Source organism: Corynebacterium incognita, from assembly GCF_014217255.1.
GTDB classification, from domain to species: Bacteria; Actinomycetota; Actinomycetes; order Mycobacteriales; family Mycobacteriaceae; genus Corynebacterium; species Corynebacterium incognitum.
This window is the reverse complement of the sequence record NZ_CP059404.1, coordinates 1,938,041-1,952,928: the sequence shown is the minus strand read 5'-3', so window position 1 is coordinate 1,952,928 and position 14,888 is coordinate 1,938,041. Positions and strand designations below refer to the sequence as shown.

Genomic DNA, 14,888 nt, shown 5'->3' with positions numbered 1-14,888 from the left:
CTGCAGGGCTGCTTTTAGCTCTGAGACGAATTCCTGAACGTTAGCTGTACGCAAATAGCGGCATCAGGCATTACCCAACCAGCGTTCCACGAACGCTTGGGACCGCGACATCTCGCCGTCAGCCGGTTGCGCATTGTCCGGCCGCTCACCTGGGAGCTTCGCAGCACCCGCGCCGTCGGCATTGCCTGCAGCTGCTGCTTGCCGACGTCGTTTCTCTGCGGCCTGCTGCGCGGCCACCGAACGGTGCAGCCGCGCCAAATCGTCGTCTCGAGGCTCTTGAACATCCAACTTATGTTCACCCAGTTTTCCGGGGAGCTCGACGATCATGTGGCAGCCCCCATCGCGCGATTCCTCTACACGAATGACTCCGTGGTGGCGCTCTACCACCTGCTTAACGATCGCCAGCCCCAGGCCCGAGCCAGGCATCGAGCGGGACTCCGGCGCGCGATAGAAGCGCTCAAAGACTTTCTCCCGCTCGGCCTCCGGGATACCGGGACCAGAGTCCTCAAGGTGCAGCGTCATGACGTCGTCGCGTTCTTGCGCCATGTAGACCCGCACGGTGCCACCCGCCGGCGACCACTTCGCAGCATTGTCCATTAGATTCAACGTGGCGCGGCCGAGAGCGAAGGAATCGCCGTTCATAATCCACGGGAACAGGTGCACGTCCATCGTGACATCGGTGCGGCGTCGCTTGGCACGCTCGAGCGAGATCTCCAAGACTTCTTGCAGATCGAGCTCTTCCATCGGTTTCTCTGGGGCATCCTCGCGGGCGAGGTCGACGAGATCCGAAATCAACGTCGCGAGCTCGCGCATCTGCTCCTTGATGTCCTGCTCCAGTTCGGCACGATCCTCCGCGGAGATCGAATTGGTGACCCCCGGGCGATTGAGCATCATCATCAACTCGATATTGGTCTGCATAGACGTCAACGGCGTCTTGAGCTCATGTCCGGCGTCGGCCACGAACTGCGCCTGCCGGTTTCGCGAATCTTGCAGTGCACTGATCATCTGGTTAAACGACGTGGCCAAGCTTGCCAACTCGTCGTTACCCTCTTGCGTAATCGGTCGCAGTTCGTCTGTTTTCGCGGTGTAGTCCAACGCGCGTTTCAGACGCGCCACCGGCTCGAGGCCGGTGCGGGCAGCCACGAAACCCGCGATGATGGATACCACCAAGCCGACTAGGGCAACGAGCATGAGGACCCAGCCCAAAGACACCAGAAATGTCTGCGTATCGGTCAGATCGTAGGTCATGACCACCACGGCGTCGAACTTGTTCCGCTTAGCCATCACGCGGGTATCGCCCACGGTACGGACCGAGACAAATTCTCCGTTGCGTGTCTCTTGAAACTTGCCGCCCACGGGAATCGTGTCACCAAATGTGAACTTGGTGCCCGGCGGGGACACCGACACCTGGTAACCAGGGTTGTACCGCTTGAACTGGGCCACTTCAGCCTCGATGTTGTGAGTAAACATCGGGTCCATCGTGTTTTCGAGCATCACGGACGTATTGATGTCCAATTCTCGGTCCGCAGCTCCGTACATTGTTTTGGACACAGTCCAGTACGTGGTCACCGACAGCAAGATAACCACAAAGAGCACGGTTGCCGAAGAAACGGCAGCCAAACGCCACTTCAGCGGAGTCTTACGACTCCAGCCAGATATGGTTTCGGAGACGTTTTCCTCTTCAAATTCGTCGACAGGTTGGTCGACAACGTCAACCGAATCCGGTTGCCGAAGGATCACGGCGCGGTCTCCCGGAGCACGTAACCAACGCCACGCACTGTGTGGATGAGTCGAGCCTCGCCATTGGCTTCAGTCTTTTTACGAACGTAACCGATGTATACCTCGAGCGCGTTGCCAGAGGTCGGGAACTCGTAGCCCCACACCTCTTCCAAGATGGTCTGGCGCGACAACACTTTGTTGGGGTTCTCCATCAGTACCTTGAGCAAATCGAACTCGGTGCGGGTCAAGGAGATGGAACGGCCACCCCGGGTTACGTCGCGGGTTTCCAGGTTCAACTGAAGATCGGCGAAACTCAGCTGCAAGACATCACTGCGGCGGTTACCAGAAGTAGATTCAGCGGCGGCGCGGCGAGCCAACGAACGAACGCGTGCGAGCAACTCTTCCAGCGCAAACGGTTTAGGAAGATAGTCATCGGCACCCGCGTCCAGACCGGAAACACGGTCAGAAACTCCGTCGCGGGCAGTGAGCATGAGGATGGGGTTCCGCCAGCCTTCGCTGCGGAGTTCGCGGCAGACTTCAAAACCATCCTTGTTGGGCATCATGACATCAAGGACTATCAAGTCAGGAGCGACGGAGCGCACCTGCTCGATAGCCTGCACACCATCTTCAGCCACGCTGACATCGTATCCGTTAAAACCTAGGGACCGGCGCAGGGAGTTACGAATCTCCCTATCGTCATCCACCACCAAAATCTTCATGAAATCATTATCGCCTAAACATGAGAAAACCAATACGTCAACTGTGAAATTGGGCAATTAAATTCCCAAAAGCCCACCGCTAAAGGATTAATCTTATCAATTTGCCAGAATCCGGGGGGTAAAGAAATGCCCCCGCCGAGAAGAACTCAGCGGGGGTAAAGCGGTTTTAAGAGCGGTTCTTAGAACTGCTCTACGTCAACGAGGCCAAGCTTGGCAGCCTTGACCAGGCGGCGCGGGATGCGCACGGTCTTGCCGTCAATCGTCACTTCCTGCAGAGCAACGTTGTCGGCCTTCCACTGCGAACGACGAGAGTGGGTGTTCGCGCGGGACTTCTTGAACTTTGGAGTTGCCATTGTTTATTTCCCCCCTTAAGCCTTCTTCTTACGACGAGCCAGGGCACCGTAGCGCTGGTTGAACTTCTCAACACGGCCGGCGGTGTCCATAACGCGCTGTGCACCGGTCCAGAACGGGTGCGACTCGGAGGTCACGTCGACGACGATGAGTGGGTACTCGTTGCCGTCTTCCCACTGCACGGTGCGGTCGGAGGTTGCGGTGGACTTGGTCAGGAACTGGCTACCAGTGCCAGCGTCCTGGAATACCACGGGGTGGTAATCCGGGTGGATATCCTTCTTCATATCTTCTACGTCCCTAAGGTTTGTACACTGGGTCGGTTTCCCGCGGGGCGGTCGTGCCACTAGTATTTTCTAGCGAAGCCTCGACGGGAATCGTGCCCAGGTTGGGTCGAATAATGTGCCTTCACGGCCAGGCGACTGCGCGACGTTTCATGGCTACACCATGATCGCAGCACGCGCGCGCCTGACAACTTGAATGAGCATACTCGGCCAGCCCCGGGAAATAAAATCGCACACTCCTTTCGCTCTTCCCCCGCGAGCGAAGGGTAAGGAAGGCACGACATACAGGCGATTAGGTTTTCGGGGTTGCGGGCTGTAATATTTCCCCTTGCTGTTGTCGAAATTGTTCGTTAACGCCCCGTCAGCTGGTATTTGGCCGCTGCCCTTTGCTTCATCCCTCACACTCGAAGCACGTGGGAACCTTATTGTGTATCAAGAAATCACGCACAACGAAGTCTCATTATTTTAGGCAGACCAAACAGTTACGATGTGGGCGGCTAGGAGAAAGAAAACCCATGTCGGCTATTTGCCAGGTAACGGGACGCAAGCCGCAGTTCGGCAAGACCGTCTCGCACTCGCACCGCCGCACTTCGCGCCGTTGGAACCCCAACGTGCAGCGTCGTCGGTTCTACCTGCCCTCTGAGGGCCGTACCATCACCCTGAACGTCTCTACCAAGGGACTGAAGATCATCGACCGTGACGGCATCGAGTCCGTCGTTGCCAAGATTCGCGCACGTGGGGAGAAGATCTAAAAGATGGCACGTAATGACATCCGTCCAATCATCAAGCTGAAGTCCACCGCGGGCACCGGTTACACCTACGTGACCCGCAAGAACAAGCGCAATAACCCGGACCGCATCACGTTGAAGAAGTTCGACCCGGTGGTTCGCAAGCACGTCGAATTCCGCGAGGAGCGATAATCAATGGCTAAGAAGTCCAAGATCGCTAAGAATGAGCAGCGCAAGGAAATCGTCGCCCGCTATGCGGAGCGCCGCGCTGAGCTCAAGGCAATCATCAAGAACCCGAACACCTCTGACGAAGACCGTTTGGATGCACAGTTCGAGCTGAACCGTCAGCCGCGCGACGCATCCCGTTCTCGCATCCGTAACCGCGACTCCCACGATGGTCGTCCGCGCGGTTACCTCCGTAAGTTCGGCCTGTCCCGTGTCCGTATGCGTGGCATGGCTCACCGTGGTGAGCTGCCAGGCGTTCGTAAGTCCAGCTGGTAAAGGGGTAATTGCAACATGAAGCGCAATAACCAAAAGAAGTTCCGGATGGAGCAGACCCGCCGTCCGAAGAAGAACCCACTCAAGGCAGAGGGTATCGAGAAGGTGGACTACAAGGACACCAAGACCCTCCGTTTGTTCATCTCGGATCGTCAGAAGATCCGTTCCCGTCGCGTGACCGGTCTGACCCCGCAGCAGCAGCGTCAGGTTGCTACCGCGGTGAAGAACGCCCGCGAAATGGCTCTCCTGCCGTTCACCACCCGCTAAATACTAGCTGGGTTTCAACAGCGCACTTTTGCCGCTGGCAAGTGTGACACGGTAAAAGAACCTCGAAGGCCTCCCAGCGTTACGCTGGGAGGCCTTCTTTATGCCCTTGTCTAGAAGCAGTTCCCTCAACCCCGAGCGACAAACCTCTGCATAGCTAGGCCATGCAGAGGCGTAGGACGCCAACCAGAGGTCTGTCTCTCGGAACGAAGCGCTACCTCTAGTGAGCGAAGTGGCGAGTACCCGTCATGTACATCGTGATGCCAGCCGCCGCAGCCGCCGCGACGACTTCCTCGTCGCGGATGGATCCGCCAGGCTGCACCACGGCCTTCACGCCGGCGTCGATAAGCACCTGCAGGCCGTCAGCGAACGGGAAGAAGGCGTCGGAGGCCGCGAAGGCCCCACGCGCACGCTCCCACTCCCCCAGCGAATTCGCGCGCTCGACTGCCAGCTTCGCGGAATCCACGCGGTTGACCTGCCCCATGCCCACGCCCACGGTCGCGCCGTCGGCAGCCAACAGGATGGCGTTGGACTTCACCGAGCGAACCGCGCGCCATGCAAACTCCAGTTCCTTGAGGCCGGCCTCATCCAAGCCCGCGCCGGTGGCGAGAGTCCAATTCGCCGACTTATCACCTTCCGCCTGGTAGGTGTCCGGCTCCTGCAGCAGGGTGCCGCCGGAGATCTGACGGGTCTCCCGCGCCGGCGCCTCGTGCTTCGCCACCAGGATGCGCAGGTTCTTCTTCCCCTTGAGGATTTCTACCGCCGCGTCCTCGTAGGCCGGTGCGATGATGACCTCGGTGAATACCTCGGCAACCTGCTGCGCCATCTCCGCGGTCACCTCGCGGTTGACGGCGATGACGCCGCCGAATGCAGACAGCGGGTCGCAGGCGTGCGCCGCCTTGTGCGCCGCCGCGATGGACTCATCAGACACCGCGATGCCGCACGGGTTCGCGTGCTTGATGATGGCCACGCACGGACGCTCGTGGTCCCAGGCGGCGCGCCACGCGGCATCGGCATCCTGGTAGTTGTTGTAGCTCATCTCCTTACCACCGAGCTGCTCGGCGTTGGCCAGGCCGGTGCTTCCCTCGCGCTGGATCCAGGCCTTCTGGTGTGGGTTCTCGCCGTAGCGCAACGGCTGCTCAGCGGCACTGCCTCCCAGCTGCTCCACAAACCACGCGGATACCGCCGCGTCGTATTCCGCGGTGTGCAGGAAGGCGTCGCGGGCGAGCTCACGGCGCTGCTCCAGGGTGAACCCGCCACCTGCGACAGCCTCAGCGACGTCTCCATAGCATGCCGGGTCCACAACGATAGCCACGGACGGGTGGTTCTTCGCCGCGGCGCGGACCATGGACGGGCCTCCGATGTCGATCTGCTCCACGCAGCCATCAAAGTCAGCGCCCGAGGCCACCGTCTCCACGAACGGGTAAAGGTTCACCACCACGAGCTCAAACGGGGCAATCTCCAAATCCTGCAGCTGTTGCAGGTGGTCGTCCTTTCGGGTATCAGCCAAAATGCCAGCGTGCACGCGCGGATGCAGCGTCTTAACGCGCCCTTCCAGGCATTCCGGGAAACCGGTCAGGGTTTCCACGGGGGTCACATTGACACCGAGGTCAGCAATCTTTTGCGCAGTGGAACCCGTGGAGACGATCTCCACTCCCTGGGCGTCCAAGGCGCGTGCCAAATCTTCTACACCGGTTTTGTCATACACGCTAATGAGCGCGCGTTTGATGGGGCGGCGAGTGTTATCCATAAGGAGTGAGAGACCTTTCTTAAGCCCGCGGGAGACCGCGGGGATTATTGATGTCCTGGGCGGCTTCCTGGTGAACCTACTGTGCGCAAAACCTCGACGATGAGCTCACGCTCTGCCACTTTGATGCGCTCTTGCAGGCTGGCCTCATCGTCGTCAGCGCGAACGTCGACCGCCCGCTGCGCGATGATGGGGCCGGTGTCTACACCTGAATCAACGTAGTGGACCGTCGATCCTGTGACCTTCACCCCGTAGTCCAACGCGTCCCGGACGGCGTGCGCGCCCTTGAACGATGGCAACAACGCGGGGTGAGTATTGATAATACGTCCGTCAAAGCGCTCCAAGAATGGCGCGCCCAGGATCTTCATAAACCCGGCGGAGACTACAAGGTCGCACTCCCCGACGGCGTCGGCAAGCTCCCGGTTCCATTGCTGCCTGTCGACGCCGAGTGGCACCACCTGTGTGGCGATCCCCGCGGCCGCGGCCTTGTCTATGCCAGGGCACGGCACGTCTGCGACGACCTTGCTGACCCGGAAGGTCTCTCCCTGCGCGGCGACGATGGCCTGCATGAGAGATCCGGTTCCTGAAACCAAAACGACAACGTTGAGCGGTGAAGTCACGCCCACTAGCCTAGCGCGCGCCCCGCTTTGCCCCCTACTTCGGCTCCGGGTTCTGCTCCCCCGCTGGTTCCGCCTCGGCGGTGTCCTCTTGTGTATCTTCTGCGGCCACCTCCGCAGCGCCGTCTTCCTCGGGCTCCGCCTCGGCTTCAGCCTCCGCCCCCTCCACGGTGTCGTCAACCGCGGCCTCGGTCGTGGCGTCGTCTGCAGGCTCTGAGGTGTCCTCTTCGTCTGGCGTCTCCTCGACCACTGGCGCCTCCTCGTCCACTGACTCCGCCTCCGCCGCAGGGGCCGGTTCGGGCTGTTCCGCCGGGGCGGGCTCAGCTACATCGGCTTCGGTCGTGGCGTCAGTCGTAGTGTCTGGAGTGATGCCAGCCGTAGGATCGGCGCGGCGGGAGGTGAGGGCGAGGGCGCCTACTACAGCAAGGCCGACGCCCAGGGGCCAGGCGGCCATGAGACCAGCAGTGAGCCACAGCGATAGCCCTGTATCTCCATAGAACCCCACGACGCCGGTGGTCAAGAAGCCACCGACGAGGGTAAACAACGCAGTGAATACGCTGGTGGCCACCACGTGGCGCCACGAGGTCTTTTCCCGGAGGAATACCACGGCCGCCACTGCGGCGGGGATGACCAGGACGACCATGGCCCACTGACCCGCGGCTCCCGGGATTCCTCCCAGGGCGGGCAGCGGCGGCAACGGCACCAGGTGGATGGAGAACAGGCTGATGCTCGCATCGCCGATGTGAGCCTCCGAACCGGACAGTACAGCGGCGGCCGCAGCGGCGAGGTTGGGAAGATACAGCACCGACAGCCCCCACAAACACAAGACCGCCAGACCGTCGAGATTCGGATACTGGGCCATCATGCCGCTGATACGGCTATACCCGGCGACCATCATGACGAGATAAAACACGGCGCCAGCACCCACCATGTATAGGAGGAAACGCAGTGCTGTGCGTGCACCGCTGACTGCCTCCAGTGGAACGGAATATCGCCGCGCCAGGGCGCGCCATAGCCGCAGCCCCATGCCGATTCCCAAGGCGGACAGGTGCAGCAGCTCCACACGCAGCAATGTGGGGAGGAAAGACGGCGGAGCAACGTCATACACCTTTCCCGCATCCCACAGCATCAACCAGGCAATGCCGAACAATAAGGCTGGGATGGCGACCACCCAGCACAAGAGGATGAGGAGATCTTTGATATTGGCGCGGTCCTTGACCGCCGCGTGGATGCGGGAGCTCAATGCTGCCGCAACGCCAAGGGCAGGAACTAGTGGCACGACGCTGATGTCGATGCCGTCTGCGCGCACCCCGCCCGCATTGGCGACGAGCCACATGTCAGCAATTGCCGTGGGCAGCCACGCCAAGGGCGAACCCGCGAGGAGCATGACTGCGAGAGCGATGACCGCAATCGTCAACAGGACCGCAATATTAGGTATAGCGACAGTGAAGAACATGCGACGAATGCGCCCGGCCATGGTGGTGGGGTAGGCACTCTTCCGCGCCTTAGTGGCCGCGCCGGCCTTTTTGCCAATACGAGCCGCCGGTGCCGAGGTGCCGTGGAGCTTCTGGGATGACTTCCGAGCACGCGCGCGTGCCGACGACCGTGTTTGGGGGCTCGTGTTCCTATTCATCGGGTCTTACTTTGCCACGGTTCGCGGGCGATCCGGTCATGGCGCGGCGCAACATAACGAGAGAACAGCACTTGGCGGCGGTTATAACGATGAGAAAATGAGATGTAACACCTCCGGGCCGCGTTACGATCGCGAGACTTTAAAGCTATTTTGGGCGACTTTTTGAGTGGCAAAACCCCGAAACCTAAGCTAATATTTAGCTCAATGCCTCGATCGGGGGAAAGGTCACACCGTGTTACTTTCCGCTGGTCAAAATAATAAAAAATGCAACCATGGGTACCCTAAATCCTAAGAATCCTTAGAATTTCGGGGAATCGGGTTGCTTCGAATAAATCGAGACGCTATTGTTACCTCTCGTTGGTAACAAGAAGGTCACAATCCCATAAACCCACTAACGGACTGTGATTGAGATTCGAATGGAAAGTAGTTTGATGCGAAGCACGACACAACGGAACGGCGGAGGACGCCACCGCAAGATTCACACCTCGCAGACCGCGAAGGGCCGGATGGCACTCGTCACGGTTGCTGCAGGCGCTGTATCCACTGCTGGTGTAGGTGGCGCTGCAGCCGCCTCCCTCCAGGCAGACCAGGCCGTTGAAAACCAGCCTGAGGCTGTTGACACTGTCGACTACACATTCGCCGCAGACGCTGATGTGATGGAGGCTGGCTCCTCCGAGTCCACCGCAAACCTCGAGGAGATGGCTCCCCAGATCCTGACCATCCCCGAGGCAAAGCCGACCTCAAACATCTCCGAGCAGCTCACCAAGGCCGTGTCCTACTCCGAGGAGCGCGCTGAGGCTGACGAGGCTTCCCGCGCACCGTCTATTGTTAAGCCCGCCGAGGGTACCTTCACCTCCGGGTTCAGCCCGCGTTGGGGCACCTTCCACTACGGCGTGGACATCGCGAACTCCGTGGGCACCCCGATCAAGGCAGTCATGGACGGCGTCGTTGTCGAGTCCGGCCCGGCTTCCGGCTACGGCAACTGGATCCGCATCCAGCATGATGACGGCTCCCTGTCCCTGTACGGCCACATGTCCTCCTTGGACGTGACCGCTGGCCAGCGCGTGACCGCAGGCCAGAAGATCGCCGGCATGGGCAACGAGGGCTTCTCCACTGGTTCCCACCTGCACTTCGAGATTCACCCAGACGGCAACACCCCGTCCGATCCGCAGAGCTGGCTGGCACAGCGCGGTATCAACCTCTAATTTTTTAACAACTACATACCAACACTGCGAAGTGGCGGTCCGCATGGCGCGGGCCGCCACTTCCGTTTTTCCGCTCTACATTGACACCCCGATGGTTACCCAGTAACCTAACCTTTAGTTACCCAGTAACCATCGGAGAGTTATGCTCATCAAATATCCACTCATGGCACTGCTTCGGCCCGGGCCACGCACCGCTGGACAGCTGCGTCAGGAGTTCAATCACGCTACCGGAGACATCTGGCCCCTCAACATGGGCCAAGTGTCCCAAACCCTCACCCGCCTCGAGCGTGACGAACTCGCGCAGCCCGCAGGCACCACCACCGGCCCCACCGGTCGCCAGGCCCAGCTCTACGAGCTCACTGACGCCGGGCACCAGGAGCTACAGACGTGGTGGACCGCGCCCATCGACCCCGCCCCCGTACGCAACGAACGCGACGAGCTCGTACTCAAGTTCCTGATGGCGGACACGGCCCCCGGCGTCAACCTCATCGAACTTCTCGACGCCCAGCGTTTCGCCGACCTCCGGCATCTGCGCGAACTCAACGCCACGCTCCGCGACCTGCCGGAAACCCGCAACGCTGCGCGACTGAACGTCGAAAAGCGCATCGTCGAACTCGAAGCCCAAGCCCGCTGGCTCGACCGCGTCGAAGCCCTCAACTCACCCCAGGAGCCCACCTCATGAACAACTACGCCCCGCTACCCGTGGAACTGCACGACGTCACCGCCGTCTTCGGCGAAGGTGCTCGGCGCGTCGTCGCCCTGGATGAGGTCTCGCTGCAACTTCACCCCGGCGAACTCGTCGCGGTCATGGGGCCTTCCGGTTCCGGTAAGTCCACCCTGCTCAACGTCGCGGGCCTGCTCCACCGACCAACGGCGGGGCGGGTGCTCATCGACGGCGTCGATACGGCAGATATTTCCGAGACGCGGAAGGCAGAACTGCGCCGCCGACATATCGGCTTCGTATTCCAACACTCCGATTTACTGGACTCACTCACGATTGGCGAAAACGTCGCGATGCCCCTCGAGCTCGACGGTATGCCACGCCGCCGCTGCCAGGAGGCCGCCGAGGCCGCCTTGGAACGCGTCGGGCTCCATGGCGTCATGGATCGTTTCCCCGAAGAGGTCTCCGGCGGGCAGGCGCAGCGCGCAGCCATTGCGCGCGCCCTCGTCGGCCCCCGTTCCATCCTGCTCGCGGACGAGCCCACCGGTGCCTTGGATACCACCACTGGCGACGCCGTGATGCGCGTGTTGCGCGAGTCCATCGACGACGGTGCCACCGGCCTGCTGGTCACCCACGAGCCGCGCTTCGCCGCCTACGCCGATCGCGTCCTCATGGTGCGCGACGGCAAGCTCACCGGTGAGGAGGGCTCCCGCCATGCTTAGTACGTTCAACGCGTTGACTAGGCCGGTGCGCCGCAATTTCTTCCGCCCGGCCTGGCGTGCCCTCGTCGGCATTCTCCTCATTGCGCTCCCCGTCGGTTTTTACACCGTGATGGACCTGCACAGCTCGGCGCGGCTGCAGGTTTCAGAGGACTGGGCCACCCCCACCACCGTGGAATTCATCGGCGGGCAGTGCTACCAGGACCCCGAGCAGCGCCGTGCCTGGTGTTCACCACTGAGCACGGATGACAAAGCGCAGGGCGATAATTACAGCAATGTGACGTCCCCGGAGGCCGCTAAGGCCCTAGACGCCGCGCTACCCGACGGACTCACGTCCTTCCGGACGCAGTCGGATTTCATCGAGCTGCGAACCGCCGACCAGCTGTATTACGGTGTGCTCGGCGCGCAATCCCCGATAAAGCTGAGCTCGGAGATGGGGCTTTCGCCCGAGCTCATCCCTGGAGAAGGGGAAGTGGCCTTGTCATGGAGCGCGGCGCGTGCCTTAGGCGCCGACGTGGGATCAACCGTCACGGCCCGCACGGCAGATTCCGGCACAGACGCCACCGCGCAGCTCAAAGTCGTGGCTATAAGCCCGGCGTATGAGAGCATAACCACCTCGAGCGTGCTTCCGTCGACCGAGCAATCCACCCACCGACTGACGGTGGAAGGACGAGAGCTGACGTGGGACGACGTCGTGGATCTCAACTCTGCGGGGTTCCTCGTCCACTCGCAGTCCGTCATAAACAACCCGCCGCCCAAGGAGGTGGTGGAAGAATACGTTTCCGCCATCCCGAACAACAGCGACGATCAGCTGCCTTACGAGAACTCGAAGCAGTGGGGAGACACCGCCATCGGGGTGCTCACTGCGATTCTGGGGATCGTCCTCATGCTGGTATTTATTTCTCCGCTCTTCGCGCTGAACGTTAGCGGCCACTCCCGCCTGTTCGCGCACCTCGCCGGCCAGGGTGCGACCCCGCGCCAATTGCGGCTATCCGCCTTGGCGTTTGGCGCTATCACCGGCGTCCTCGGCACCGCACTAGGCATGGTTGTGGCGACTATCGGAGTCAGGGTCTGGTGGGCGATGCGCTTTAACGGCTGGCCCTTTAACCCCTCATGGTTGTCGGTAGCAGCCATTGCGGCAGTGGCCATCGGGGCGTCGTTAGGCGCCTCCTACCTGCCAGCCTGGATTGTCTCGCGCAATTCCATCGCCGCGGCCATGAAGGGGCACTCGCCGGAACGCATGGTGCGGTGGCGCCGCTGGATGGGTGTCGCGCCCATGTTGTTGGCCGGGTTCGTGCTCACTATTGCCGTTCTCAACTTGACTGACGTGATGTCCCGGGCAAGCTCCTACCGCGATTCCACCGATATGCTCTTGGCACTCATCTTCCTCGTCGGAGTGGCGGGTTGCGCACCAGCCTTGGTTTTCGCCACCTCGCGGTGGATGTCGCGGCGTGGGCCGTTAACTTGCCGGACGGCGGCACGCGCCCTGGTGCGCCAGTCCGCTCACTCTATTCCGGCGGTGGCGGCAGTCTTGTGTGCTGTCGCCGGATTCACCCTGGCAGAGGCGCAGGGAGACATCGACCGCAGGGTGAGCAATGCTGCTGTTGAGGAGACGTTCTCCCCCAACCTCGCCGTGGTGACCGGTCCCCGTGACGAGGACGCGGAGCTCGCCGCGGCCGAAAGGGAGTTTCTAGACCAGGTGGAAGGACAGACCATCGCGGAGTTTGACGTGGTGGGCTCTCCCGCCAACAGCGACTTCTACTCAACCGGTCCGACACTGCGTTTGGATGTTTCATCCCCTTGTCCAATCGGCCAGATTCCGTCGGGCGACAAGGGCAATCGGACGGAATGCTTGACGCCTTCCTATAACGTCACGGCATACCTTCCGGCCATCAACAGTGGGACTGACGCGCTGGTAGCCAGCGATGAAAAACTGCTGGATATGTTTGTCTTCTCCTCGCCGGAGAAGCGGGAGCTGGCCGCGGACACGTTGCGCCGCGGCGGCGTGCTCATCAGCGAGGCCATGCATATCGGCTCCCTCGACGTGGGCGCTCCTACACAGGACACTGCTGACGGCAGCGTCACCAAGCTGGATGTGGACAACAAGGAGAAGCCTGCCTCCGCGTCCGTCCCCGTGGCGGCGGTCCTGCCTGCGCGTTACAACGGCCCGATGCTCATGGCCGGAGCGACCGCCGACGAGCTCGGCGTCACCGTACGGGAGCGGGCTGTGGCCATTCAGGCGAATTCGACACCCACCGGGGAGGGCATGACTGGCCCGTCGGATGCCATCGCCAAGGAACACCCTGGGTTTGTGGCGGAGTTCGCCCGCCACCAGCCTTACGACGTCCGCGCGCACCTCGGCGCCGCCGGGGCCCTCGCCCTAGCCTGTCTCATTGTTACTTTGCTGGCCGCGGCGCTGGGCTATAAGCAGCTGCGCCGGGAACAGTCATTGCTCCACGACTTGGGCGCGCACCCAAGCTTCAACGCCAAGGTGGCGGCGTGGCGCACGTGGCTATCCACACAAGCGGCTATGGCGGTGGGGTACGTCCTCGGGCTCGTGGGCGCGGCAGCGCTGGAACGCACGGGGCCGCGGGCCGAAATGGCGGCACTGGGGACGCCTTCCCCGGTGGCATTTCTTCGGCCGGATTGGGTCCTGGGGCTGACGTGTGTGGTGGTCCCGCTGGTAGCCGCGGCGGTGGTCTGGGTGGTACAAGCGTGGACCGCCTCACGGCAGAAAAAGACTACCCCCTAGCCACCCCCGAAAGATTAACCCAGGGTTAACAATAGTCTCAAGTGCCACTTTAGGCACATATGTAACACCCTGCGCTGTTCGAGCAGGGTTCGAAAATAACCTAATTGAGCACGTGGGCCAAGGTGTTGCCGGGAACGTCTCTACAGGTTAGCTTTATCTCGTTACCTTTAATCACTTGCGCCACATACAACACTTCCGCCGCTTTGGCCTCAAGGTGTGCGGCGTGTCAACCACGTAAAGGATTGTCCATGAAGCGAACTGCCACGGCGGCAGCCATTGCGCTCGCACTCGGCCTGGGTGCCCCAGTCGCCAGCGCTGCCACCCCAGCCGCGACCCTTGACTTCTCCACCGGCTCTAGCAAGCCGCAGGTGTCCGGGGTAGACAACCAGCAGCTGTTCGCAGCGCTGCGCGGCCTGGCCGAGTCCGCTGACTCCGTCATGAACGCCGACGTCATCCCGAAAATCGAGTCCACCGACGGCTCCATCAACATCGTCTTGGACCCGCAGTCCATCCCAGCACTCGCGGAAGCCTTCGCCCCGGACACCTCCGGAACGATGACCGCGGAGCGCGGCCAGCACGCCGACGGCCGCACGGTAGTGTTCCCCACCTCGGGCACCTTCACCTCCGGCTACGGCCAGCGCTGGGGCGCGGTGCACAACGGCATTGACATCGCCAACCCAATCGGCACCCCGATCTACGCCGTCATGGACGGAACGGTCATCGACTCCGGCCCTGCCCGCGGCTACGGCAACTGGATCCGCATCCAGCACGACAACGGCGAAATCTCCGTCTACGGCCACATGAGCGCGAACACCTTGGCCGTAGGCGTGGGCGAGCGCGTGACCGCCGGCCAGCAGATTGCCGCCATCGGCAACGAGGGCCAGTCCACCGGCCCGCACCTGCACTTCGAAATCTGGCCGAACGGTGCGTCCGCGTCCGACCCGGTGACGTGGTTCCAGCAGGCCGGTATCACCGTCCGCTAGCGGCCGCTCGG

Annotated in this window: 16 protein-coding genes; 9 read left to right on the top strand and 7 right to left on the bottom strand. The window is 61.6% G+C overall.

What is annotated here, in order from left to right; genetic code table 11:
• Nucleotides 1-63: 63 nt before the first annotated feature.
• From H0194_RS09095 to H0194_RS09080, 4 genes are all read right to left on the bottom strand, one after another.
• Nucleotides 64-1,740 carry a HAMP domain-containing sensor histidine kinase gene (locus H0194_RS09095; protein ID WP_185175578.1) on the bottom strand — a complete coding sequence of 559 codons (1,677 nt, stop codon included), beginning with the start codon at nt 1,738-1,740 and terminating at the stop codon, nt 64-66.
• Nucleotides 1,737-2,438 (bottom strand): response regulator transcription factor, encoded by a 702-nt coding sequence (locus H0194_RS09090; RefSeq protein WP_185175577.1) that lies wholly within the window; start codon nt 2,436-2,438, stop codon nt 1,737-1,739. Before H0194_RS09090 ends, H0194_RS09095 begins: the two co-directional genes overlap by 4 nt.
• 179 nt (nt 2,439-2,617) lie before the next feature.
• Nucleotides 2,618-2,791: a 50S ribosomal protein L32 gene (gene rpmF, locus H0194_RS09085; RefSeq protein ID WP_185175576.1), complete on the bottom strand. Its 174-nt coding sequence runs from the start codon at nt 2,789-2,791 to the stop codon at nt 2,618-2,620.
• 15 nt (nt 2,792-2,806) lie between these two features.
• Nucleotides 2,807-3,073: a type B 50S ribosomal protein L31 gene (locus tag H0194_RS09080; protein ID WP_185175575.1), complete on the bottom strand. Its 267-nt coding sequence runs from the start codon at nt 3,071-3,073 to the stop codon at nt 2,807-2,809.
• A 512-nt stretch (nt 3,074-3,585) separates the two neighbouring features.
• Between H0194_RS09080 and rpmB the strand changes: the two genes are divergently transcribed.
• The 4 genes from rpmB to rpsR are packed head-to-tail and all read left to right on the top strand — an operon-like array spanning nt 3,586 to nt 4,563.
• Nucleotides 3,586-3,822 (top strand): 50S ribosomal protein L28, encoded by a 237-nt coding sequence (gene rpmB, locus H0194_RS09075; RefSeq protein WP_185175574.1) that lies wholly within the window; start codon nt 3,586-3,588, stop codon nt 3,820-3,822.
• 3 nt (nt 3,823-3,825) lie between these two features.
• Nucleotides 3,826-3,990 carry a 50S ribosomal protein L33 gene (gene rpmG, locus H0194_RS09070; RefSeq protein WP_042530058.1) on the top strand — a complete coding sequence of 55 codons (165 nt, stop codon included), beginning with the start codon at nt 3,826-3,828 and terminating at the stop codon, nt 3,988-3,990.
• 3 nt (nt 3,991-3,993) lie between these two features.
• A complete protein-coding gene (gene rpsN / locus H0194_RS09065) occupies nt 3,994-4,299 on the top strand; it encodes a 30S ribosomal protein S14 (RefSeq protein WP_185175573.1) in 306 nt (101 codons plus the stop codon).
• A 15-nt stretch (nt 4,300-4,314) separates the two neighbouring features.
• Nucleotides 4,315-4,563, top strand: coding sequence for a 30S ribosomal protein S18 (gene rpsR, locus H0194_RS09060; protein ID WP_185175572.1), 249 nt, complete (start codon nt 4,315-4,317; stop codon nt 4,561-4,563).
• A gap of 217 nt (nt 4,564-4,780) precedes the next feature.
• On the opposite strand, the gene purH is transcribed toward rpsR, so the two are convergent.
• Genes purH through H0194_RS09045 form a run of 3 tightly spaced genes read right to left on the bottom strand, consistent with a single transcriptional unit; the run spans nt 4,781 to nt 8,557 of the window.
• Nucleotides 4,781-6,310 (bottom strand): bifunctional phosphoribosylaminoimidazolecarboxamide formyltransferase/IMP cyclohydrolase, encoded by a 1,530-nt coding sequence (gene purH, locus H0194_RS09055; protein WP_185175571.1) that lies wholly within the window; start codon nt 6,308-6,310, stop codon nt 4,781-4,783.
• A 44-nt stretch (nt 6,311-6,354) separates the two neighbouring features.
• Entirely contained in the window at nt 6,355-6,927 is a 573-nt protein-coding gene (gene purN / locus H0194_RS09050; protein ID WP_281382540.1) for a phosphoribosylglycinamide formyltransferase, read from the bottom strand.
• A 34-nt stretch (nt 6,928-6,961) separates the two neighbouring features.
• Nucleotides 6,962-8,557, bottom strand: a complete 1,596-nt coding sequence (locus H0194_RS09045; RefSeq protein ID WP_185175570.1) for a cell division protein PerM — start codon at nt 8,555-8,557, stop codon at nt 6,962-6,964.
• A 431-nt stretch (nt 8,558-8,988) separates the two neighbouring features.
• Here H0194_RS09045 and H0194_RS09040 point away from each other — a divergent pair, with 431 nt between their 5' ends.
• From H0194_RS09040 to H0194_RS09020, 5 genes are all read left to right on the top strand, one after another.
• Nucleotides 8,989-9,762 carry a M23 family metallopeptidase gene (locus tag H0194_RS09040; RefSeq protein ID WP_185175569.1) on the top strand — a complete coding sequence of 258 codons (774 nt, stop codon included), beginning with the start codon at nt 8,989-8,991 and terminating at the stop codon, nt 9,760-9,762.
• 163 nt (nt 9,763-9,925) lie between these two features.
• On the top strand, nt 9,926-10,444 hold the full coding sequence (locus H0194_RS09035; protein WP_343061284.1) for a PadR family transcriptional regulator: 519 nt from the start codon (nt 9,926-9,928) through the stop codon (nt 10,442-10,444).
• Nucleotides 10,441-11,145 (top strand): ABC transporter ATP-binding protein, encoded by a 705-nt coding sequence (locus H0194_RS09030; RefSeq protein ID WP_185175567.1) that lies wholly within the window; start codon nt 10,441-10,443, stop codon nt 11,143-11,145. The genes H0194_RS09035 and H0194_RS09030 overlap by 4 nt, the downstream gene beginning before the upstream one ends.
• Complete coding sequence (locus H0194_RS11080) at nt 11,138-13,894, top strand: ABC transporter permease (protein WP_185175566.1); 2,757 nt, start codon at nt 11,138-11,140, stop codon at nt 13,892-13,894. Before H0194_RS09030 ends, H0194_RS11080 begins: the two co-directional genes overlap by 8 nt.
• 248 nt (nt 13,895-14,142) lie before the next feature.
• A complete protein-coding gene (locus H0194_RS09020) occupies nt 14,143-14,877 on the top strand; it encodes a M23 family metallopeptidase (protein WP_185175565.1) in 735 nt (244 codons plus the stop codon).
• The last annotated feature ends 11 nt before the right edge of the window (nt 14,878-14,888 follow it).

Coding starts and splice junctions, on each gene's coding strand:
- rpsN (WP_185175573.1), top strand. CDS start 3,994: ATGGCTAAGAAGTCCAAGATCGCTAAGAATGAGCAGCGCAAGGAAATC.
- H0194_RS09020 (WP_185175565.1), top strand. CDS start 14,143: ATGAAGCGAACTGCCACGGCGGCAGCCATTGCGCTCGCACTCGGCCTG.
- H0194_RS09090 (WP_185175577.1), bottom strand. CDS start 2,438: ATGAAGATTTTGGTGGTGGATGACGATAGGGAGATTCGTAACTCCCTG.
- rpsR (WP_185175572.1), top strand. CDS start 4,315: ATGAAGCGCAATAACCAAAAGAAGTTCCGGATGGAGCAGACCCGCCGT.
- H0194_RS09080 (WP_185175575.1), bottom strand. CDS start 3,073: ATGAAGAAGGATATCCACCCGGATTACCACCCCGTGGTATTCCAGGAC.
- rpmG (WP_042530058.1), top strand. CDS start 3,826: ATGGCACGTAATGACATCCGTCCAATCATCAAGCTGAAGTCCACCGCG.
- purH (WP_185175571.1), bottom strand. CDS start 6,310: ATGGATAACACTCGCCGCCCCATCAAACGCGCGCTCATTAGCGTGTAT.
- H0194_RS09040 (WP_185175569.1), top strand. CDS start 8,989: ATGCGAAGCACGACACAACGGAACGGCGGAGGACGCCACCGCAAGATT.
- H0194_RS09030 (WP_185175567.1), top strand. CDS start 10,441: ATGAACAACTACGCCCCGCTACCCGTGGAACTGCACGACGTCACCGCC.
- rpmF (WP_185175576.1), bottom strand. CDS start 2,791: ATGGCAACTCCAAAGTTCAAGAAGTCCCGCGCGAACACCCACTCTCGT.
- H0194_RS11080 (WP_185175566.1), top strand. CDS start 11,138: ATGCTTAGTACGTTCAACGCGTTGACTAGGCCGGTGCGCCGCAATTTC.
- H0194_RS09035 (WP_343061284.1), top strand. CDS start 9,926: ATGGCACTGCTTCGGCCCGGGCCACGCACCGCTGGACAGCTGCGTCAG.
- rpmB (WP_185175574.1), top strand. CDS start 3,586: ATGTCGGCTATTTGCCAGGTAACGGGACGCAAGCCGCAGTTCGGCAAG.
- H0194_RS09045 (WP_185175570.1), bottom strand. CDS start 8,557: ATGAATAGGAACACGAGCCCCCAAACACGGTCGTCGGCACGCGCGCGT.